Origin of the sequence: Hyphomonas sp. UBA4494 (genome assembly GCF_002388935.1) — a bacterium.
Taxonomy (GTDB): Bacteria; Pseudomonadota; Alphaproteobacteria; order Caulobacterales; family Hyphomonadaceae; genus Hyphomonas.
Map to the genome: position 1 here is coordinate 1 of NZ_DGNK01000020.1, position 21,300 is coordinate 21,300.

Consider the following 21,300-nt stretch of genomic DNA (forward strand, 5'->3'; position numbering starts at 1 on the left):
GCGCCGGACACCGGCAATATGGAAGTTCTGGAGCGCGTCGGCACGCCCGAACAGAAAGAGCGCTGGCTGAAGCCATTGCTCGAAGGCAAGATCCGCTCGGCCTTTGCCATGACCGAGCCGGCCCTGCCATCGTCGGATGCCAAGAACGTCTCCATGAGCGCCGTGCTCGAAGGCGACGAGTGGGTCATCAATGGCGAGAAGTTCTACATTTCCGGCGCAGGCGATCCGCGCTGCAAGATCATGATCACCATGGTGAAAACCAGCCCTGACGCCGCCCCGAACAAGCAGCAGAGCCAGATCCTGGTGCCGCTGCCGCATCCGGGCGTCACCATTCTCGGCCCCATGCACGTCTTCGGTGATCCGGATGCCCCGCATGGCCACATGCACATCCGTTTCGAGAATGTACGTGTGCCGAAGGAAAACATGTTGCTCGGCGAAGGCCGTGGCTTCGAGATTTCCCAGCTTCGTCTGGGGCCTGGCCGCATCCACCACTGCATGCGGTCGCTCGGTGCGGCTGAGAAGGCACTCGACCTGATGGTCGTTCGCGGCATGACGCGTCAGGCCTTTGGCCGTGACCTGATCAAGCTGGGCGGAAACCTTGAAAAAGTTTCCCGCGCACGCATCGAGATCGAGTCCATGCGCATGATGGTGCTGAAGGCTGCCAAGGCGATGGACGTGCTGGGCAACAAGGAAGCCCGCGTCTGGATTTCCATGGTCAAGGCCATGGTGCCGGAACGTGTCTGCGCCATTATTGACGATGCCATCCAGATGCACGGCGCCGCCGGTGTGTCCCAATGGACGCCACTGGCCCGCATGTATGCCAATCAGCGCACCCTGCGCCTCGCGGACGGTCCGGATGAAGTACACCACATGGTGGTCGGCCGCGCCGAAACACGCAAGTATACGGGCGAAGAGGAAGATCCGGCCATGGCCGCCGTCTGGCGGAAATAGCCTTTGAGGTTCAGAAGGATATTGGAGAAGGGCGGCTTTTTGGGCCGCCCTTTTTGTGTCACGGGTCGAATTCTCGCAATTTCCAGAAAACTCGTTTAATGTGATCTTCTTGGTAGGGAGGACGCCATGATACGCATTTCCAAAATCATTCTGATCCTGTTTGTCGGGCTACAGGGCCTGTTTTACGCGCTCAACAACATCGTCAACTTCGAAGCGGCGACCAGTTTCGTCCAGGGCGTGCTGCCGATGGCAGGCAACGAGGCCTATCCCAACGCCTTCGGGCCCGCAATCTCGTCGCCCGTCCTGATCACGACTGCGCTGTGTTTCATCATTCTCGGGGAACTTCTGGTTGCCGCGTTCTCGCTCAAGGGCGCATACGACATGTTTCGGGTGCGGGGGGGATCAGCTGAAGGTTTTAATGACGCAAAGACCTGGGCGATCATGGGGTGTGTCATGGCGCTCCTGGTCTGGTTTGGTCTGTTCATGGTGATCGGAGGCGCCTACTTCCAGATGTGGCAGACTCCGCTGGGCGCTGCTGCGCAAGGCGGCGCATTCCAGTACGCAATATCGAGCGGCATTGTCCTGTTGTTCGTGAACGCGCCGGACTGACGTCGCCTAGAACGGAACGTTCGGATCGTCTTCGCCGGCGTCGCCGATCTCCAGCCCGGCAAAGTCGAACACGCGCGGGTCGTGCAAATGGCTCGGCCGCACTGTGGCCAGCGCATGCGCCATCACCTGCCGCACGCCGGGCTTCTTGCGTTCCCATTCGTCCAGCATCTGTTTCATCGCCACGCGCTGCAGCCCGTCTTGGCTGCCACATAGATTGCAAGGAATAATCGGAAATTCCATTGCGGTGGCAAACTTGGCCAGATCATCCTCAGCGGCGGTGATCAGTGGGCGCAGCACGAAGACATCGCCCTCATCATTCAGCAGTTTCGGCGGCATTGCGGCCATGCGTCCGCCATGCACGAAATTCATCATGAAGGTTTCCAGCGCGTCATCGCGGTGATGACCCAGCACGATCGCCTCACAGCCTTCTTCCCGGGCAATGCGATAGAGAATGCCCCGGCGCAGGCGCGAGCACATCGAGCAATAGGTCCGCCCCGCCTCGACCTTTTCGGTCACGATGGAATAGGTATCCTCGGTCTCGATCCTGTATTTCACTCCGACCCGCTCCAGCCAGTCCGGCAAGACGTGCTTCGGAAAGCCCGGCTGGCCCTGGTCAAGGTTGCAGGCCACCAGGTCCACCGGCAGTGCGCCTTGCCATTGCAGGTCCAGCAATACTGCCAGCAAGCCGTAGGAATCCTTGCCACCGGAAAGGCAGACCAGCCATTTCGGGCGCGGGGTCTCGCCCGCATCCACCGCGCGCCGGTCGACCATCTTGTAGTCGTCAATCGCCTTCAGCGCGCCGCGCACCAGCCGCTTGCGCAGCTTCTTGAAGCTGACGCCAGACGGCGCATCCGCAAACAGGGGCGGCGCCGCAGAAAAGGAGGAGGTGTCATCTGCCATACGCGCCCTATCTCACGGGCCGGGTTTCCCGCGCAAGCATTTCACGCCGTTCGGCCTAGTTGCGGCGCGTCACATAGAAAATCATGCCATATTCGAAAGGGGGCACATCCGTCCCTGATACACCCTTCGGCGGAATGAAGCGCCAATGCTTCACGCCGTTTTCAAACGACTCGCCATACTTTTCGTTCGGCTTGCTCGAAAGGATTTCGATATCTTCCACGCGTCCATCTGCTTTTAATGTAATCTTCGCACGGACGCTGGCCCCATCAGCCAAGCGGGTTTCCTTGCCCGCGCGCGGTGAACGAACCTCCCGCTTGCGCTCAATGGTCAGGACGATCTCTTCGCCATCCTTGCCAGTGACGGTGAACGTGTCGTCCTCGCTGTCATCCATCTCGGACTGAGTGATCTGATAGCGATTGCGGGCGTTTTCGTACACGCCCTCAGAAGCATTCGGCAAGTTCGGGTAGAGTTCGAGAAAGGCTTTGTAAGACGCGGCGGCCGCCTCGTAATCTTGCATGTCTTCCTGAGCTTCGCCCCTGAGCATCAAGGCGGAGGCGTAGTGTTCGCTTGTTGCCTGCCCAATCGCCTCAAGTGCGCGCATTGTCTTATTGGTGTAGGCTATGGTCTTTTCACGCTTGCTGCGCGCGCCTTCCAAACGGTGAAACTTCGGCGGCAGCGTCGCCTGTGCCAATGCCATATAGACCCCGACGGCAAAGCCGGACTGGTCCTGACCGATGTCTTCGAGCTCTCGCGCCACATCCTGCAGCTTGTCGAGGCCATTACCCGGTTTCCCAGCCGACTGAAGCGAGGTTGCGGCCCGCAGCGCGCATTGCAGCGACTGCGCCGCCGCGCTGATCGCGCGATACTGGCCTTCGCACTGTTCATACGCTCTGGCCGCGTCTTCATGCGCGTTCTGCGCTGTCAGGATCTCAGCCCGCGAATAGGCCGCTGCGCCCTCGCCTGCCGCATCATTTTCCGCACGTGCCGTGTTATACAGACGGTCGGCAAGGTCCAGCGCCGCGTCGAGATCGTTCCCGGTCAGCGCTGCCTGTAGCTCCGCGCGCAGCGATTCCTGTGACTGGGCGGAGGCGGGCAGCGCAAAAAACGAAACGGCGCCTATCAGCGCCGCCGCCATCAGTGTCTTCTTCATGGGAATCCTCGAAAGCCCTCTGGACCATAAACCTAACGGCGTATGGTGCCGGTTTCAATCCGCGCGATCGGATCAGTCCGCCGCGCCGACCTGTTGCTGGTAGCGGGCCGTAAGTTCGACCAGGGCCAGCGCCAGGGCGTGCCCGGCCAGTCCGACCGTCCACCATATGGTGGGCGTCAGCATGGCATAGCGATTACCTCCAACGGTCAGGCTGATCCCGGCGAACACGATCATGCCGAACAGATAGCTGCCCAGATGGATGAAGAAACCGAGCCGCATGGCGGCGGTCGCCTTGGCGTTCTTCTCCCGGATCATCGTCTCGGCTTCGGTCTTTGCGTCCACCGTCAGCGCCATGACATCGACATTGAATGCCGCCGCCAGCGCCTTCAGGGAGTCGCCAGACGCCTTGTCCCCCGTCTCGATCCGCTGAACGGTGCGCACGCCAATTCCGGCGAGTTCGGCCAGATGTTCCTGCGACCAGTGGCGTTCTTCTCTCCAGCGTTTGATCTTCGCGGCATCTGCATCATATTGCATGGCGCTCCCCTTTCTCCGGGTTGTTTGTAACCTCGATGAAAGTGCGGAAAAACCCCTTGGCCGACCACGTCTTGACGCCGTCACGGCGCCGCCAGAAGCCCGCCAGAAGCCCGCCAGAGCCCCGTCACAGGGGCGTCAAAGGGCTGTCGAACGCCTATTCTTCCAAGGCAACCGGGTCGCAAGTGGCATCGGAGACGTGTGACGAGACGGGGTGCCAGCCATCATCTGTTCTTCGCAGCGTGTTGGAAGACATGTAACTGTGTCGGCAAGGTGTGCCGTCCTCGGCCATGCGCGTGCTCAGGCCGCGTCCGTAGACCAATGCAGAGTCTGGGGTGAGGAAAATGACGTCATCAACTTCAAACACGAAATCCGCCGGCCCGTCCCAGCTGTTTTCGCGCATCCAGTTCACTTCATCGGCCCGGGTGCGGACACCGCCGCCAATCAAGACGAAATCATCGGCCAGGAATGCCGCCAGTCCATCGGCATCGTTTGCCGCATAGAGGCCGGGCCAGGTGTCTGATTTAAGGGCCCGCAATACGGCCTCTTCCTGTTCGAGATCGGCCTGCGTTGCGCTCGGCACGCTGGTGCAAGCGCCCAACGCGACAAGCAAGCCCGCGAGTGCAAGTCGGGAAACTTCGAACATGGTTCAGTCCTTTCAGGTCCAGCCCCGGCGTCACCCTAGCAAAAGGGGCGCATGGGCCAAGCTGAAAGTCGGCCTAGCGCGCCAGGAAGGGAATGCGGAAGAAGCGCTTGATGCTCCACCAGAAGCGCAGGCGCTTGTTGTTGGGCGCATCATTGCTGCCGCGAGGCACGAGGATGTTGTTCATGCGCGGCTGGTAGCGGCGGATCAGGTCTTCCTCCACGCGCGCCCGGTCCGATTCCTTCTTCAGGACCAGAACGTGCCGCTCGGTCGCGCCGCGCTTCCACCAGGCTTCCCACCAGCGTTCATGGCCGATCAGGCGGCTTTTGAAGTTCGCGGCCTTGCCGATGTAAAGCGGGAACAGGAAGAAGACGAAGCGACGCTGTACGAAGACATAGATGCCGCCATCATTCGGCAGGCCCTTCGGCGTCAGCGTGATCTTGAAGCGATAGGGCCGGCCAGACTCGCCCCACCAAGTATGCCACCCGAACAATATCCACATATGCGGAGCCCTCCCATTTCGCGCGAAGCTCTCTTGCTACGGTTAATCAGCCGTTAAAATGTGGCGGTTTCGGGGGCCTGAGGGGGAGAATTCCTTCCCGATTTGCCCAATTGGTTAAGCTCCGGGCCCCAGAGCAAGGGGGAGCGCCGGGCAGGGCGGTCCGGGGCGAATCAGGCGCTCGCGGCCAGTGCCCGCTTGACCGGGGCAAAGCTCATCCGGTGGTGGGCGCAAGGCCCGTGCGTCATCAGCGCCTCGGCATGGGCGGCCGTGCCATAGCCCTTGTGCCGGGCAAAGCCATAGGCCGGAAACGCCAGATCCATCTCCTTCATCAGCGCGTCGCGCACCGTCTTGGCGAGGATCGAGGCAGCCGAGATCGCGGGCTCCGTCAGGTCGCCCTTCACAATCGCCGTCGCCGCGCACGGAAAGCCCGCGGGCAGGGCGTTGCCATCCACCAATATGTGCCCCGGCGCCAGGCCAAGCCCCGCCACGGCCCGCTCCATCGCCAGGAACGTCGCCTGGCGAATGTTCAGCCGGTCAATCTCTTCCGGGGTCGCATGCGCCACGCTCCATGCCGCGGCCCGGTCGCGGATCATCGGCGCCAGCGCGTCGCGCCTTGCCTCGGTCAGCTTCTTGGAATCGGTCAGGCCGTCGATGGGCCGCGCCGGGTCGAGGATCACCGCGCCTGCCGTCACCGGCCCCGCCCAGGGCCCGCGCCCGGCCTCGTCCACGCCCGCAATAAGGATCTGTGCTGTCGCCATCGCCCAACCAAAACGCGAGTCGCTCTTGCGCTCCAGCGCGCTCCGGGTTTCTACTGCACACATGACACAGCCATACCGCATCCAGATGCATGAGACCGGCGGGCCAGACGTGCTCAAGGTCGAGGATTTCATCCCCCGCAAGCCCGGCCCCGGCGAAGTGACCGTGCGCCAGAGCGCGGCGGGCCTCAACTTCATCGACACGTATCACCGCACCGGCCTCTATCCCGTGCGCTTTCCCTTCACGCCCGGCCAGGAGGGCGCCGGCGCGGTTCAGGAAGTCGGCGAGGGCGTCACCCATCTGAAGCCCGGCGACAAGGTCGCCTATCTGGGCAGCGGCACCTATGCCAGCCATTTCACCGGCCCGGCCGACCGCATGTTGCTTCTGCCGGATGACATCCGCCCGCAGGATGCCGCCGCCGTCCTGTTGAAAGGCCTCACCGCCTGGGCGCTGTTGTTCGAGGTCCGCCCGCTTCAGGCCGGGGAGACGATTCTCGTCTGGGCGCCCGTCGGCGGTGTCGGCAGCCTGCTCGTGCCATGGGCCGCCAGCCTTGGCGCGCGTGTCATTGCCGTCACCTCAACCGAAGCCAAGGCCGAAAAGGCAAAGGCGCTCGGCGCGTCCGACGTGATCATTGGCTATGAGGGCGTCGCGGGCAAGGTGAAAGAATTGACCGGCGGGCGCGGCGTCGATGTCGCCTATGACAGTGTTGGCCGCATCAGCGCCGAGGAAAGCCTGAACAGCCTCCGGCCTGCGGGCTGGTTCGTCACGTATGGCAACGCCTCCGGCCCGGTTGAGCCGATCCCGCCCGGCCGTCTGGCGCAAGGCGGCTCGCTGGTCATGACCCGGCCCACCCTGTTCCATTTCATTCCGGATGCGGACAGCCTCGCGCGCGGCGCCGGCCTCCTCTTCAGCGCCCTGAAATCCGGCACGATCCATGCCGACATCGGCCAGCGCTTTCCGCTATCAGAAGCCGCAAAAGCCCACGAAGCCATCGAGAGCGGGACGACAACAGGCGCGACGGTGCTCGTCCCGTAGGGCGGGTCAAGACCCGCCACTCTAGGTCATGGAGTCTTCGTGCAGGTGAGATGCTGTACGCATAAGCTCGATGTACCTGTGTGATATCGGCTGGCCATCTCTATAACTATTTCGTTCTGCAGGTGGTTCGTCGGCGAATAGGTTGTTTCGAAAGTGATCCGAGAACACGCTCCCCCGTTGATCACATTCTCGAATGGCTTCTCCAATAGTTAGAGAGGACCAATGACTAATTTGATTGATATAGTTGATGATTCTAATTGTAGACCGCTTGCCGTCGTTGCGGCTGTGATAAGGCCAACTAATAGGAGATAGCTTTTGACCTATATCCGACGCTGGGAAGTTATTCTTGAGGTAGAGTTCGTGATCCGATCGGGGGGTCAAAAAAACAATTAGAGCGCAAGCTGTAGCATATGCTGCATCAATTTTTGCTGAGCGTTCCCAAGTGTCACTAAAGGTTTTTAAAAGGAATAGCACCTGCCTGAGTGCCCTTGGGGTTTCGATAGTGTGCAATAGCATTTCTTTAATCAGTTCGAGCGGATCGTTTCTTGCACCTACAGAAAACTTGGATGCATCTATGCTCAAGTCGCTCAATAGCATATCAACGTAGTCGGAATTATCCGGTGTGGCGAGGTAGTACGTGTAGCTGAAAAATCGATTGAGATAGCCACTGGCTCCGAAAGAGTTTCCGTACACAGCTTTTACAGAGTGTGCCAATTCATCACTATCGGTTGCGATCACAAAGACCACGCCTGATGCATCAAAGAGGTGGTTGACCCGTTCAAGTAGTTCAATGGCGAAAGTAGGTCTGCATCGGTCGAGTTCATCAATAAGGATATAAACGGGTAAGTCGTGTTTTTTGGATGATTTCTCGATATTGGTGGTGAGCGATTCGACACTCTGGCAAAATTTTCGAACTCCTGTTTGTTGCAAAGTCGCGAATAACATGCGTCGTTTGAAATAGCTTCCCGCTTGCAGTCCCTCGAACACTTCATCGACTGCGCTTTCAGTGCCCAATTGTATGGATTCTGAAAAATTCTCGATGCTTTCATCGGATAATGAATCGAGACCCGGTGCGTCTTCCATTGCATCAAGTCCTTGATCCAATGCTCCTCCCACGACGCGTCTTACATTGTATTTGAATGCGGTGCTGAGAAATGAAATGGAGGCGGCTCCTCCGGCGTTCTGCAGACCAGTTAGTGCCGCTCTGACCTTCGACCGTTTTGGGAAGTTGGCTTCAATTTGACTTTTTATTTCGGAAACTATGGTCACTAGCGGGTCGATGTTTGGATCGGCGTTCCATGCATCGATCTCGACGACCAACTTTCGAGATGTACGAAGTTGTTGTGCAAACCGCTTTAGGAAATAGGTTTTTCCGCTACCCCAATCCCCTTTCAGATTCACCACGAAAGATGAACGATTGAGGGCTTTAGTTGGCTCTATATGAGCTCGGTCAAGATAGCGTTGGAGAAAAAGGGCCTCGTTCCTTCGACGCAGTAAGTCGTCTCTCCAGATTTCGTCGAGCTTTTCGGTCATCACTTCGCAATCTTTGAGTTTCTCTCGTAGCAAACTAGGTGGGGGCGATTTCCATGTCGATCCTCCCAGACAAACAAAATAAACCTTATCCCACCCCTCTGAATCCTGCCGTATGCTTATACGCATGTTCGACCGGGACTCCGTCATCAAACGCGCACTGGAAACGGGCTGGCCTTTTGTGGCCGGGCTGATGGCAGAGCTGCGCGGCGCGCTCACCGCGTCAGGCGAGGGCGCCGTGCCGCGCGCGGTCTATTATGCATCGCTCCGTACGCTGCGCGCCCTGGAATCTCTGGTGCGGCGCATGCTCTATCTCATGTCGCTGCAGCTGGAGGTCAGCTGGACCCCGCCAGCGCCGCGCGCCTCGGCTATGGACTCATCTGGACCAGTTATGGACACTTTACGGACCAGCCAGACCGGCCTCGCACGGCAGGCCCCGGCGCGCAAGCTCGCCATGCTCGACACGCTGACGCTCTATTTTCCGCCGTTGGAGCCGCTTGAAACGCCCCCGGCAAGATACGGGCCTCGCCCCTCGATCTGGAGGCTGGGCATGCCCCGTGCGCCAGAGCCCGAAGGCCCGCCCGAAACGCTGGACCCCGCGCCGCTGCTGGCGCGGCTGGAGCGGCTCACCACAAGTTGCGCAGACCCCGCCGCCGAAGCGCGGCGCATGGCGCTGTGGCAGGCGCGTCGCCGGGCCGAGCTTCAGGCCGGCAAGCGCGGGCGCATGCATCCGCTGCGCATGGGCCGCCCGCCGGGCTATGTGAAAGACCGGCTGAGGCGCGACACGCTGCAGCGAAAACTCTGGGATTTCTGGCAGTTCTGCCATTGGGCCGATACGGCCACGGACCCGCCCGCGCGACCCGCCGGAGCAGGGCTGGCCCCGGCCTGACCGGGGCGGCCATTCGTTAAAATCTGGACATCGGGGGAGGCTGCAATCTCCGCCCACCCGCGCCTTGGGAGGGGCTAAGGGCGAGCGGAGCCATGGGCGGCTGGGTGCAGTTGATGGGTACCGCCCATGCAGGTTCGGTGTGCTGCAGATATTACAGGTTCCGCAGACCCGGGGGGCGCAGCGCGAATCCGGGAGAGGGGTGTGTGTTCGCGCTACGGGTGAATTATGCGCCACAGGTCTGAAGGGCGCGTTTCCGCAAAGGGCGCAATTGCGCAGGCGCGGGCAAGCCTGCGGTAACCTTGATTCATCATTTAGGATTAAGGCGCGGGCTGTAACTCCAGCAACAGGGCCGGGTCGATATAGAAATCGCCGTCCCGGCTGCGCGCTTCGGGATTGCGCCACTTCACCGCCCAATGCAGGTGCGGCCCGGTCGTTCGGCCGGTATTGCCGGTCTTGGCCAACAAGTCGCCCGTGTCGACCTCATCGCCCGCCGCCACATCGACCGCTGACAGATGCATGAACACCGAGACCAGGCCATGGCCATGGTCCAGGAACACGGTGCCGCCTTCATAATAGAGATCCGGATCGGCCAGGATCACCACGCCCGGCGCGGGCGCGCGGACCTCGGTGCCCACCGGCGCGGCCATGTCATAGCCGCGATGCACCGATGTGCTCTCGCACGGCTCGCCGGTCACTTTCGAGACGCCGGTATATTTCCGCGTCGGCCCGAAAGGCGACGAGGTTGGCGCATCGGCCGGCTTCACAAAACCTTCCAGCGCGCCGGGGCCGGGATTGAAGCTGGCAAACGAGTCCTGCTTCTTCACCCAGCTGCGCGAGGCATGTGCCTTCTGTTCAGCCGAGCGGGCATCGACCTTGTCGCAGTCAAAGCCCGAAATTTCGCGGTATTCATCCTGGCGCTCGGCAATCTGGAGATCTCCGAATGCGCCGCTGTCATGCGACCAGCCGACAACACTCGGCGCGCGCGTGCTGAGCCCGAACTGCGCCGTGCCCATTTCGCTGACAGTCAGCTTTGTTCCCGCGACCGTGAACGTACTGCCCGGTTCGGCTGAACAAATCACCAGCCCGCCCTGTACCAGAACGCCGTCACATGTCGGCGCGATGACCTGAACAGGTGTCTCTGTCTCAATTTCAGGCTCAGCCACCGGGGCTGGCGCAGCAGGAACAGGTGCCATGTCAGGCGCAGGCGTTGGCGCAGGAGACTCTGCCGCTGCACACGCCACCACGAATGTTGCCAGTCCCGTCAGCAGCGCGCGGCGCATCAGTGACCAGCCTTGACCATGCGCTGGCTCGCCGCCTCGGCATCCCAGTAGGCTTCCTGCAGGTCCACGCTCCAATAGCGCAGGGCCTGGAGCGGGATCTTCCGGCCGGTCACCGCGCAGGTGACATAGTCTCCCGGCGCGATCATTTCGATGTCGGCGTCGAGATAGCGAAGGCGGGCTTCGCCGGCGGGGCGGCTGGATCGGTCAAGCATATGCGCGACCATGCCTGAAACAGCACCAAAAGAAAAGATGTAGCGCGCAGGAAGTTTCCCCTTTGTTCCGCAGAACAAATATGGTACATCCGACTCAGCAACGGCAAACGGGGGCCTTGCCAAATGCGGCCCCATGGTAGACCTAAGGAGACGACTCATGGCCAAAGCGGCGCTACAACTCGTGGACAAGGAATCAGGCGTGGACAAGCAGAAAGCTCTTGAAACAGCTTTGGGCAATATTGAGCGGTCCTTCGGCAAGGGCTCGGTCATGCGCCTTGGCGACAAGAAGGTGATGGATGTCGAAGCGGTGCCCACCGGTTCGCTCGGCCTCGACATTGCGCTCGGCATTGGCGGCCTGCCCAAGGGCCGTATCATCGAAATCTATGGTCCGGAAAGCTCGGGCAAGACGACGCTGGCCCTGCACAGCGTGGCAGAAGCCCAGAAGAATGGCGGCGTCTGTGCCTTCATCGACGCCGAACACGCGCTGGATCCGCTCTATGCGGGCAAGCTCGGTGTGGACCTTGATGACCTTCTGATCTCCCAGCCGGACACGGGTGAACAAGCGCTCGAAATCGCTGACACGCTGGTCCGTTCCGGCGCGGTTGATCTACTGGTCATTGACTCGGTGGCGGCCCTCACGCCACGCGCTGAACTCGAAGGCGAGATGGGCGACTCCCTGCCAGGTCTGCAGGCCCGCCTGATGAGTCAGGCGCTGCGCAAGCTGACCGGCTCGATCTCCAAATCCAAATGTATGGTGATCTTCATCAACCAGATCCGCATGAAGATCGGCGTCATGTTCGGCAGCCCGGAGACCACGACCGGCGGGAACGCCCTGAAATTCTACGCCTCGGTCCGGCTCGACATCCGCCGCATTGGCGCGATCAAGGACCGGGACGAAGTGATCGGCAACCAGACACGCGTTAAAGTGGTCAAGAACAAGGTTGCGCCGCCCTTCCGCCAGGTCGAATTTGACATTCTTTATGGCGAAGGCATTTCCAAGACGGGTGAACTCATTGATCTTGGCGTGAAGGCTGAAGTCGTTGAAAAGGCTGGCTCCTGGTACTCCTACAAGGGAGAGCGCATGGGGCAGGGCCGCGAGAAGACCCGTAACTTCCTGAAGGAAAACCCGGCCATCGCCGACGAGATCGAGGATGCGATCCGGCGCAATGCAGGCCTTCTGGCGGATGAATTGCTGAATGCCGGCATGGAATCCGAACAGGATGACGATCTGCCAGACGCCGCAGAAGGCTGATCCACAGGATTTCTGGCCCTGAAATACGCATTTCAGGGCCAGAAATACCCTCTCTCTCTCCAGAGAACTGTCCCTTTGTGGCGCACCCCGCTTGGCGTGCCGCAAAGGGACCTTTATATCGCCGGTGTAAAAAGTGCGTCGATTGACTCGGCCGCAACACTGATCGCAAGGACACAGAGCTGCCCATGACCGGCGTAAACGAGATTCGCGAGACCTTTCTTTCCTTCTTCGAGAAGCGAGGGCACCTGCGTCAGGCATCTGCGCCGCTCATCCCGCAGAACGATCCCACCCTGCTCTTCGTCAATGCCGGCATGGTTCCGTTCAAGAACATCTTTACCGGTGCCGAGACGCCCCCCGGTCCGCGCGCGACGACATCTCAGAAATGCGTTCGCGCCGGCGGCAAGCACAATGACCTCGACAATGTCGGCTACACGGCGCGCCACCATACCTTTTTCGAAATGCTCGGGAATTTCTCCTTCGGCGACTATTTCAAGGAAGACGCAATCGAATTCGGTTGGGAACTGTGCACCAAGGAATTCGCGCTCGATCCGAAAAAGCTGCTCGTCACGGTCTACGCAGAGGACGACGAAGCCGCAGCGCTCTGGAAAAAGATTGCAGGCCTTGAGGATTCCCGGATCATCCGGATCGGCACATCCGACAATTTCTGGTCCATGGGTGACACCGGTCCGTGCGGCCCATGTTCCGAAATCTTCTATGATCATGGCGAAAGCGTTCCCGGAGGCCCTCCCGGCAGCCCGGATGAGGATGGCGACCGGTTCATCGAAATCTGGAATCTGGTCTTCATGCAGTTCGACCAACAGGCCGACGGCTCGCGCAAAAATCTCCCCAAGCCCTCCATTGATACCGGCATGGGTTTGGAGCGGATTTCGGCCGTCCTGCAGGGCGTCCACAATAATTACGACATTGATCTCTTCAAATCGCTGATCGCGGCCGAGGAAGACCTCTATGGTGCGAAGGCTGCAGGCGACCAGCTTGCCTCCTTCCGCGTCATCGCCGACCATTTGCGCACATCGGCCTTCCTGATTGCTGATGGCGTCCTGCCGTCGAATGAGGGCCGGGGATACGTCCTGCGCCGCATCATGCGCCGCGCGATGCGCCACGGACACCTGCTCGGCGCGCGCGAACCGCTGATGTACAAACTTGCCCCGGCGCTGATCTCGGAAATGGGGAAGGCCTATCCGGAGCTTGGCCGCGCCAAGGCCGCCATTGAGTCTGCCCTCGAACAGGAAGAGGCTCGCTTCCAGCGCACTTTGGGCAATGGCTTGTCGCTGCTAGACAAGGAAACGGCGGACATGAAGGCCGGCGATGCGCTGCCGGGCGACGTCGCCTTCAAACTGTCCGACACGTATGGTTTCCCCCTCGACCTCACGCAGGACATCCTGCGCGGGCGGGAGATGAGCGTCGATGTTGATGGTTTTGAAACCGCGCTCGAGCAACAGCGCCAGGATAGCCGCGCAGCAGGGTTCTCCTCCGGAGATCAGGCAACGGATGATATCTGGTTCCGCGTCCGCGACGATGCTGGCGCCACAAGTTTCACCGGCTATGATGGCACCGAAGGCGAGGGCAAGCTGGTCGCAATCGCTGCTGGCGGCGCACGGGTTGATGCACTGTCTGCCGGCCCGGCTGAACTCGTTTTCGACACAACGCCTTTCTATGCAGAATCCGGTGGGCAGGCCGGCGACCACGGTGAGATAGTGTTCGGCAGCGGCGCGCGCTTCATCGTGCGCGATGTCCAGAAGCGAGCAGGTGACCTGCACGTTCACATCGGGGAGGTTGTCTCGGGCGAAGCCAGGCTCGGCGCCACGGCCAGCCTGCATGTCGATGCCGCCCGTCGCCGCGCCATCATGGCCAACCATTCGGCAACCCACATCATGCATGCTGCCTTGCGCAATGTGCTTGGCGAACATGTCACGCAGAAGGGCTCATTGGTCGAGGCTGATCGCTTTCGTTTTGACTTTTCGCACAATGGTCCGATGACGCCAGCAGAACTCGAAGCGGTCGAGGATGAAGTCAACGCCCAGATTCGCGAAAACCACCCGACGGGCATTCAGGTAACTTCACCTGACAAGGCCATCGAAGCGGGGGCACTTGCATTGTTCGGTGAGAAGTATGGCGACGAAGTCCGTGTGCTGTCCATGGGCACTGGCGATGCACAGCGCTATTCAGTTGAACTGTGCGGCGGTACCCATGTCGAGCGTGCCGGGGATATCGGCGTATTCGTGATCATGTCAGAGAGTGGTGTGTCGGCAGGCGTGCGCCGAATCGAAGCGGCAACAGGCGCCGAGGCGCTGGCCTATCTCAAGGGACGCGCCCAGATTGCGGTAGACCTTGCCGAGAGCTTGAAAGTTCCGCTCAAGGATGTCCCGCGCCGAGTGGCTGCGCTCGGCGAGGAGCGCAGGTCGCTGGAAAAGGAACTGGCCGACGTCAAGCGCAAGCTCGCTATGGGCGGCGGCGGTGGCGCGCCGGCCGGGCCGGAAGAGATCAATGGCGTGAAACTGATGGCGCGCATTGCTGAAGGTGTGGGCGGCAAGGAGTTGCGCACGCTGGTGGATGAGGCCAAGGCCCAGATCGGATCCGGCATCGTGGCCTTTGTCGGCGTCGCCGATGGCAAGGCCGGTGTTGCCGTTGGGGTGACCAAGGACCTGACCGACACCTATTCGGCGGTCGATCTCGTCAAGGCGGCCAGCGAGGCGCTTGGTGGCAAGGGCGGTGGCGGACGGCCTGACATGGCTCAGGCGGGCGGCCCTGATACCGACAAGGCCGACGATGCGCTCGCCGCTGTTCGCGCGGCGATTGCGGGCTGATCCCCTCACGCGAACCGATTGACTCCCGCCACGGGGCGCCTATGTAGAGGCCCCGTGGTGATTTGGTCGGTCGGCTTGCAGCCACGTTAAACAACTTGCTAAAAGGCTGCGCGGGAAATCCGAACACGCTCACAGCAAGATTCCGACTGGCCGAAACTGGTAGCGGAGTAGAGCCTATGCCCATTCGAATTCCTGACGGTTTGCCCGCGCGCGACCTGCTCGTGCGTGAAGGCGTGCAGGTGCTCGATGAATCCATCGCAACGCGTCAGGATATTCGCCCGATGCGGATTGCGCTGCTCAATCTGATGCCGAACAAGATCGAGACGGAATCCCAGATCGCCCGCCTTGTCGGCGCGACGCCGCTGCAGGTGGAGTTGACTCTGGTGCGCATCGGCAGCCATGTGGCGCGCAACACGCCGGAGGATCACCTCATCTCCTTCTACCATACCTGGGATGAGGTTAAGGATCGCAAGTTTGACGGCTTCATCATTACCGGTGCGCCGATTGAGACCCTGCCGTTCGAGGACGTCACCTATTGGGACGAACTCACGCAAATTCTCGACTGGACCGAGACTCATGTTCATTCCAGCTTCTTCATCTGTTGGGGGGCCATGGCGGCCGTGCATCATTTTCATGGCGTGCCGAAGCATACTCTCGAAGAGAAGGCATTTGGTGTCTATCGTCACCATAACCGAAAACCGGAATCTCCGTTCCTCACGGGCTTCTCGGATGATTTCTCGATCTCGGTGTCCCGCTGGACCGAAGTGCGCCGCGAAAATATTCCGTCCGGCAGTGGTCTGAATGTCCTGATGGAGAGTGACGAGACTGGGCTCTGCCTGTTGCATGAGGCGCGCGGCAACCGACTTTATATCTTCAACCACATTGAATACGACTCGACCTCTCTGGAGAATGAGTATCGCCGAGATGTGGCGTCAGGTAAGCAGATTGCTGTGCCGGCCAATTACTTCCCGGATGATGACCCCAGCCGCACGCCGAAAAATCGGTGGCGATCTCACGCCTTTCTTCTGTTTGGAAACTGGATCAACCAGATGTACCAGACCACGCCCTATAATCTGGAAGATATCGGGACAGACCGTGCCGGTGATAGCAAGACCAGATAGCCGGTTTTGGTGGGTAGACGGTAAGCGTTGGGTGGTCAGGCGGCAGCGGGCAATAATGGCTCGTCATTGCCCGGTTCCCACTGGGCATATTTCGCCATCACACTCTTGAACAGGGCGCTCTGCTTGTGACCGTCCAGCCAGACCTGTAGCGCAGGCAAATCCTGCGCCAGAAACCAGTCCACGTCGGTATGCGCATACTGGCGAATGAAGGGAAATATCGCCATATCGGCCAGGCTGCGCGTTGGCCGCACAAGCTGGCCGCCATGTGCTTCCAGCCTTGAGTTAAGGTCCCCAAGTATCTCGAGCCCCGCCTCCCGCGCCGCGCCGGGCATGAGATTTTCGTCTGAATAACGGTTGGGGTATTTGTATCGGTCCAGCGCCTGCTTGAACGGGCCGTCATTACGGGAGATCAACGTGTCCGTCGTTTCCGGGTCTGCGGCCAGCCACCCCTCGGGGTCATTCTGCGCCAACGCCCATCGCATCACGTCAAGGCTCTCGTCCACAACCTCACCAGAGGCGGTTACCAGAACCGGCACCGTGCCTTTGGGACTGGCGGCCAGCATGTCGGCGGGTTTGTCGCGGAGCACCACTTCGCGAACATGGACCGGCAGACCTGCCATCGACAGACCCATTCGTCCACGCATTGCATACGGACAGCGTCGGAACGTATAGAGGATGTGCCCAGGCGCGCTCACGCGTCTTCGCTCCGCCGCGCCTCCGGGCCCATATGTTCCTGGCCTCGCTGGCGGGCAAGGTCGATCTGCTTCTGGCGTTCGGCGAAACGGGCGCGCTGTTCGTCGCTCATTTCGTCAATACAGTGCGGGCAGGAAACGCCGGGTACATAGGCTGCCTCCGCCTTGTCTTCATTCGTGATCGGCCGTTTGCAGGCATGGCACATATCATAGCTGCCGGGGGTGAGATCATGTCGCACCGACACGCGTTCGTCGAAGACGAAACATTCGCCGCGCCATTTGCTGTCGGTCTCTGGTACGGTTTCGAGATATTTCAGAATGCCGCCTTTCAGGTGGAACACGTCGTCAATGCCTTCGGCCTTTACAAAGCTGGTCGCCTTTTCACAGCGGATGCCGCCGGTGCAGAACATGGCAACTTTGGGCGTGCGTCCTTCGGCTTCCAGCCGCTCACGGAACTTGCGGAACCAGTTTGGAAATTCGCGGAAAGTTTTTGTCTCCGGATCGATCGCGCCTTCGAACGTGCCGATAGAATATTCATAATCATTGCGCGTATCGATCAGCACAGTGTCCGGGTCGCTGATGAGGTCGTTCCACTCGGTTGGCTCGACATAGGTGCCGACCAGCGCATTCGGGTCTGTGCCCTGTATGCCCATGGTCACGATTTCCTTTTTCAGGCGCACTTTGAGGCGCAGGAAAGGCATCTCGTCGGTTTCGGAGAACTTGGCTTCAAGGTCGGCCGCGCCCGGCAGGGCACGCAAAGTGGCCAGCGCCGCCTCGACGCCCTCGGCTGTCCCGGCGATCGTGCCATTCACGCCCTCAGAGGCGAGCAGCACCGTGCCTTTTACGTTCGCGCCGCACAGTGTTTCCGCCAGCGCAGCCCGGCGGGCTTCGAAGTCCGGAAAGGAAAAGAATTTGTAGAAGGCAGCCACAGTGTAGGTCATGCGCGACCTTATGCCAGAATGTTGCAGCGATTTGAATATCCGGCAGCAGGCAGACGCCTAAGCCGGCTCGGATAATATGCGCGGCAATTTGAAAGTTACCGTTTCACGCGCTGTTTCGACCTTTTCGACCGATACATCAAAGCGCTCGGAACAGGCATTGATCACGCCCTGCACCAGATCTTCCGGCGCGCTCGCTCCAGCCGTCAGGCCAAGTATGCTCACACCTTCAAACCAGGCCCAGTCGATATTCTCGGCGCTCGCGACCAGTTCTGCCCGTGCGGCGCCCGCACGTTTGGCCACTTCGACCAGGCGAACCGAATTCGAGCTTGTGGTCGCCCCGATCACGAGAACGAGATCTGTGCCGGGCGCGAACGACTTCACAGCTTCCTGACGATTGGTCGTGGCGTAGCAGATATCTTCCTTGTGAGGGCTTGAAATGCCCGGAAAGCGCGCCTGCAGCGCCGCCACGATGTCTGCTGTATCGTCAACAGAGAGGGTTGTCTGGGTCACGAAAGCGACATTGTCCGGATTCTTCGGCGCGAAGCTCGCCACGTCTTCAACGGTCTCGATCAGGGTGATTGTATCACCCGGCAGCTGGCCCATCGTGCCAATCACTTCCGGGTGTCCGGCATGGCCGATCAGCACAATTTCACGGCCTTCCCGGTGATGGCGCTCAGCCTCGACATGGACTTTGGAGACGAGTGGGCAGGTAGCGTCGACAAATATCATGTTGCGGCGCTGGGCTTCGGCCGGCACGGATTTCGGCACGCCATGGGCGGAGAATATCACCGGGCGATCTTCTGGGCATTCGTCCAGTTCTTCGACAAAGATAGCGCCCAGATCCTCGAGTCGGCTCACCACATGGGCGTTGTGGACGATTTCGTGGCGCACATAGACCGGCGCGCCCCACTTTTCGAGCGCTTCCTCGACGATCTGGATGGCCCGATCAACGCCAGCGCAGAAGCCGCGCGGCGCCGCGAGTCGGATCACAAGAGGCTGCCTGTCGTTCATTTCATCCTACTTCCTGCCTGCGGGCGTTGCGCCGAGACGTCTGGGCCTTTAACACATCTGCAGCAACAGATGGACAGGCCTTTGCATCAGGCCAAGAAGGACACGCCGACGCATGATCAAATATGCCCCACTTCTCGCCGCGGTCATTCTCACTGGCTGTGGTGCCGGAAAGATCGCGGACAGTTTCGACACGCGCCAGAATGCCGGCCCGTGCCCACCCGTCGGTGCCCTCTATGATTCGTCGCGCTATGTCGAATTTGATGGTGGTGGCGAGCTGTACTCCAATATCGAATTCACGGGTGAAATCATCGACGTACGGCTGTTCTGCCGTTATGTTGAGGACAATCCACTGGAAGCTGAAGTCGAGATCGATTTTGCGTTCGGCAAAGGCCCCGCAGCGGATTCCAATGCTCACACTTACCCTTACTACGTCGCGGTCACGCGCCGGAACGGCAAGGTGCTGGCAAAGAAATACTTCAACACCGAGGGCAATTTTCGGGGCCAGAACCTGACCGGAAAAACCGAAATCATAGGCACAATCGAAATTCCGCGTGTGGATGAGTCGATTTCGGGCACGAACTTCGAAGTCGTCGTGGGGTTCGAACTGACCCAGGAGCAATTGGAATTCAACCGCGCGGGCAAGCGTTTCCGCATGGATGCCGGACAGTAACCAATGGCCAGCCTGATCAATGATCTGTCGGTGGCCGCCAGCGCCGCCTTTGAAGCCATGGGGCTGGAGTCGAAATGGGGCGCCGTGCGCCGCTCTGACAAGCCGGAATTCGCGGACTTCCAGTGTAACGGCGCAATGGGGGCGGCCAAGTCGGCCGGCAAGAACCCGCGCGAGATTGCCGGTGAGATCGCGGCGACATTGAAAGATCATCCCATGGTCCTGTCGGCAGAAGTCGCCGGGCCGGGCTTCATCAATATCCGCGTCTCCGACGAGGCGATGTCGGCGCGTGCTGCGGGCATCCTGTCGGACGACATGGCGGGCGGCGAACTGGCGGCTGACCCCAAGGTCACTGTGATCGACTTCGGTGGCCCGAACGTGGCCAAGCCGATGCATGTCGGACATCTGCGCTCGGCCGTGATCGGCGACACATTGGTGCGACTACTCCGTTTTCTCGGCGACAAGGTAACAGGCGACACCCATCTCGGCGACTGGGGGCTCCAGATGGGCCACCTCGTGACAGAACTCTATGACGAGCAGCCCGATCTGATCTATTTCGACACCGTCTATGAGGGCCCGTATCCGGAACAGCCACCCGTCACGATCGAAGACCTTGCACGCCTCTACCCGGCGGCCAGCAACAAGGCCAAGGCGGATGCGGCGCGCAATGAGCGCAGCCAGAACGCCGTGGCCGAACTCCAGGCCGGACGGCCAGGGTATCGCGCCCTGCTGCGACATTTCATTGATGTGTCGGTTGCTGCGCTCAAGATCGACTATGAATTCCTGAACGTTCATTTCGACCTGTGGAAGGGCGAGAGTGATGTCGATCACTTGATCCCGGGTCTCGTCGAGAAGTTCAAGGACGCCGGCCTTTCCGAAGAAGACGATGGCGCCGTGATCGTTCGCATCGAGCGTGAGAGCGACAAGAAGGATATGCCGCCGATCATGCTGGTCAACAGCCGCGGCGGCANNCACGGGCTATCATACCACCGACCTCGCGACGATTGAGGACCGGATGGAGCATATGGATCCGGTTCCGGAACTGATGCTCTATGTCGTGGACCAACGTCAGGCGCTGCATTTCGAACAGGTCTTCCGCGCCGCCGAATTGCTCGGCCTGATCGATGAAGGCCATATGGAACACATCGGCTTCGGCACGGTGAACGGTCCTGACGGCAAGCCCTTCAAGACCCGAGAAGGCGGCGTGCTTCGGCTGGCGGACCTCAACGCCATGGCCTTCGAAGAAGCCCAGAAGAAGATTGCGGAAGCCGGAAAGCTGCCGGAAGACATGTCGGAAGACGAGCGCCGGGATGTCGCCGCCAAGGTGGCGCTGGCGGCACTGCGCTTCTCGGACCTGCACAACACCCGGACTAGTAACTACGTCTTTGATCTCGACCGCTTCACGAGCTTTGAGGGCAAGACCGGGCCGTACCTGCTCTATGCGGCAGTGCGGATCAAATCGGTCCTGCGCAAGGCAGAAGAGGCTGGCCACAAGGCTGGCGAGATCCGGATCGGCCATGACGCCGAACGCGCGCTTGTGTTGCAACTGGACGGCTTCGCGGCGACGCTGCTCCAGGCGCGTGAAAAGCGTATGCCGCACATCCTCTGCGAGCATGTCTACAATCTCGCGCAGGGGTTCAGCGCCTTCTATGCTGCGCTGCCGATTGCGTCCGAAGAAGACCCTGACCTTCGCGCCAGCCGGCTTGCCCTGTCGGCCGCCGTGCTCAAGCAACTCGAAACTGGCCTCGACCTTCTCGGCATTCGCATTCCGGAGCGCATGTAGCTACGTATTGCCTTGGCCCA

At 60.4% G+C, this 21,300-nt stretch carries 20 protein-coding genes, 1 pseudogene and 1 riboswitch; of the genes and pseudogenes, 9 read left to right on the plus strand and 12 right to left on the minus strand.

Annotated elements, in window-relative coordinates:
- Positions 1–951: acyl-CoA dehydrogenase family protein (locus B2P82_RS07830; protein ID WP_290496259.1), on the plus strand; the 951-nt coding region annotated here is incomplete at its 5' end.
- A 126-nt stretch (positions 952–1,077) separates the two neighbouring features.
- Complete coding sequence (locus tag B2P82_RS07835) at positions 1,078–1,560, plus strand: DUF2165 family protein (RefSeq protein ID WP_290496261.1); 483 nt, start codon at positions 1,078–1,080, stop codon at positions 1,558–1,560.
- A 6-nt stretch (positions 1,561–1,566) separates the two neighbouring features.
- Here the strand turns inward: B2P82_RS07835 and ttcA are convergent, their stop codons facing one another.
- The 6 genes from ttcA to rnhB form a co-directional block, all read right to left on the minus strand.
- The gene (gene ttcA / locus B2P82_RS07840) at positions 1,567–2,460 is read right to left on the minus strand and encodes a tRNA 2-thiocytidine(32) synthetase TtcA (protein ID WP_206992575.1); all 894 of its coding nucleotides are present in this window, start codon (positions 2,458–2,460) and stop codon (positions 1,567–1,569) included.
- Positions 2,461–2,515: 55 nt separating this feature from the next.
- Entirely contained in the window at positions 2,516–3,610 is a 1,095-nt protein-coding gene (locus B2P82_RS07845; RefSeq protein ID WP_290496263.1) for an energy transducer TonB family protein, read from the minus strand.
- Between the two features lie 72 nt (positions 3,611–3,682).
- The gene (locus B2P82_RS07850) at positions 3,683–4,144 is read right to left on the minus strand and encodes a helix-turn-helix domain-containing protein (RefSeq protein WP_290496264.1); all 462 of its coding nucleotides are present in this window, start codon (positions 4,142–4,144) and stop codon (positions 3,683–3,685) included.
- A 154-nt stretch (positions 4,145–4,298) separates the two neighbouring features.
- A complete protein-coding gene (locus B2P82_RS07855) occupies positions 4,299–4,787 on the minus strand; it encodes a YybH family protein (protein WP_290496266.1) in 489 nt (162 codons plus the stop codon).
- A gap of 73 nt (positions 4,788–4,860) precedes the next feature.
- A complete protein-coding gene (locus B2P82_RS07860; protein WP_206992579.1) occupies positions 4,861–5,286 on the minus strand; it encodes a GIY-YIG nuclease family protein in 426 nt (141 codons plus the stop codon).
- 170 nt (positions 5,287–5,456) lie between these two features.
- The gene (gene rnhB / locus B2P82_RS07865; protein WP_349679739.1) at positions 5,457–6,044 is read right to left on the minus strand and encodes a ribonuclease HII; all 588 of its coding nucleotides are present in this window, start codon (positions 6,042–6,044) and stop codon (positions 5,457–5,459) included.
- Between the two features lie 61 nt (positions 6,045–6,105).
- Here rnhB and B2P82_RS07870 point away from each other — a divergent pair, with 61 nt between their 5' ends.
- Positions 6,106–7,077 carry a quinone oxidoreductase family protein gene (locus tag B2P82_RS07870; protein ID WP_290496270.1) on the plus strand — a complete coding sequence of 324 codons (972 nt, stop codon included), beginning with the start codon at positions 6,106–6,108 and terminating at the stop codon, positions 7,075–7,077.
- Between the two features lie 21 nt (positions 7,078–7,098).
- On the opposite strand, the gene B2P82_RS07875 is transcribed toward B2P82_RS07870, so the two are convergent.
- Positions 7,099–8,610 carry a KAP family P-loop NTPase fold protein gene (locus tag B2P82_RS07875; RefSeq protein ID WP_290496272.1) on the minus strand — a complete coding sequence of 504 codons (1,512 nt, stop codon included), beginning with the start codon at positions 8,608–8,610 and terminating at the stop codon, positions 7,099–7,101.
- Between the two features lie 112 nt (positions 8,611–8,722).
- Here B2P82_RS07875 and B2P82_RS07880 point away from each other — a divergent pair, with 112 nt between their 5' ends.
- Entirely contained in the window at positions 8,723–9,496 is a 774-nt protein-coding gene (locus B2P82_RS07880; RefSeq protein ID WP_290496274.1) for a hypothetical protein, read from the plus strand.
- Between the two features lie 317 nt (positions 9,497–9,813).
- Here B2P82_RS07880 and B2P82_RS07885 read toward each other — a convergent pair whose 3' ends face one another.
- Complete coding sequence (locus B2P82_RS07885; RefSeq protein ID WP_290483678.1) at positions 9,814–10,776, minus strand: M23 family metallopeptidase; 963 nt, start codon at positions 10,774–10,776, stop codon at positions 9,814–9,816.
- Positions 10,776–10,988, minus strand: a complete 213-nt coding sequence (locus B2P82_RS07890; protein WP_206992585.1) for a DUF2093 domain-containing protein — start codon at positions 10,986–10,988, stop codon at positions 10,776–10,778. Before B2P82_RS07890 ends, B2P82_RS07885 begins: the two co-directional genes overlap by 1 nt.
- Positions 10,989–11,145: 157 nt before the next feature.
- Between B2P82_RS07890 and recA the strand changes: the two genes are divergently transcribed.
- The 3 genes from recA (at position 11,146) to metA (ending at position 16,186) form a co-directional block, all read left to right on the plus strand.
- Complete coding sequence (gene recA / locus B2P82_RS07895; RefSeq protein WP_206992586.1) at positions 11,146–12,240, plus strand: recombinase RecA; 1,095 nt, start codon at positions 11,146–11,148, stop codon at positions 12,238–12,240.
- Positions 12,241–12,425: 185 nt separating this feature from the next.
- Positions 12,426–15,065 carry an alanine--tRNA ligase gene (alaS, locus tag B2P82_RS07900; RefSeq protein WP_290496276.1) on the plus strand — a complete coding sequence of 880 codons (2,640 nt, stop codon included), beginning with the start codon at positions 12,426–12,428 and terminating at the stop codon, positions 15,063–15,065.
- Positions 15,066–15,109: 44 nt separating this feature from the next.
- A riboswitch (SAM riboswitch) is annotated at positions 15,110–15,187 on the plus strand.
- A gap of 54 nt (positions 15,188–15,241) precedes the next feature.
- Entirely contained in the window at positions 15,242–16,186 is a 945-nt protein-coding gene (gene metA, locus B2P82_RS07905) for a homoserine O-acetyltransferase MetA (RefSeq protein ID WP_290496277.1), read from the plus strand.
- Between the two features lie 35 nt (positions 16,187–16,221).
- Here the strand turns inward: metA and B2P82_RS07910 are convergent, their stop codons facing one another.
- Genes B2P82_RS07910 through ispH form a run of 3 tightly spaced genes read right to left on the minus strand, consistent with a single transcriptional unit; the run spans position 16,222 to position 18,830 of the window.
- Entirely contained in the window at positions 16,222–16,881 is a 660-nt protein-coding gene (locus B2P82_RS07910) for a glutathione S-transferase (RefSeq protein ID WP_290496279.1), read from the minus strand.
- Positions 16,878–17,819, minus strand: coding sequence for an oxygen-dependent tRNA uridine(34) hydroxylase TrhO (trhO, locus tag B2P82_RS07915; protein ID WP_290496281.1), 942 nt, complete (start codon positions 17,817–17,819; stop codon positions 16,878–16,880). The genes B2P82_RS07910 and trhO overlap by 4 nt, the downstream gene beginning before the upstream one ends.
- Positions 17,820–17,876: 57 nt before the next feature.
- Positions 17,877–18,830: a 4-hydroxy-3-methylbut-2-enyl diphosphate reductase gene (gene ispH / locus B2P82_RS07920; RefSeq protein WP_206992591.1), complete on the minus strand. Its 954-nt coding sequence runs from the start codon at positions 18,828–18,830 to the stop codon at positions 17,877–17,879.
- A 112-nt stretch (positions 18,831–18,942) separates the two neighbouring features.
- Between ispH and B2P82_RS07925 the strand changes: the two genes are divergently transcribed.
- A complete protein-coding gene (locus B2P82_RS07925) occupies positions 18,943–19,500 on the plus strand; it encodes a hypothetical protein (protein WP_290496283.1) in 558 nt (185 codons plus the stop codon).
- 3 nt (positions 19,501–19,503) lie between these two features.
- A pseudogene (gene argS / locus B2P82_RS16965) lies at positions 19,504–21,280 on the plus strand (arginine--tRNA ligase).
- The last annotated feature ends 20 nt before the right edge of the window (positions 21,281–21,300 follow it).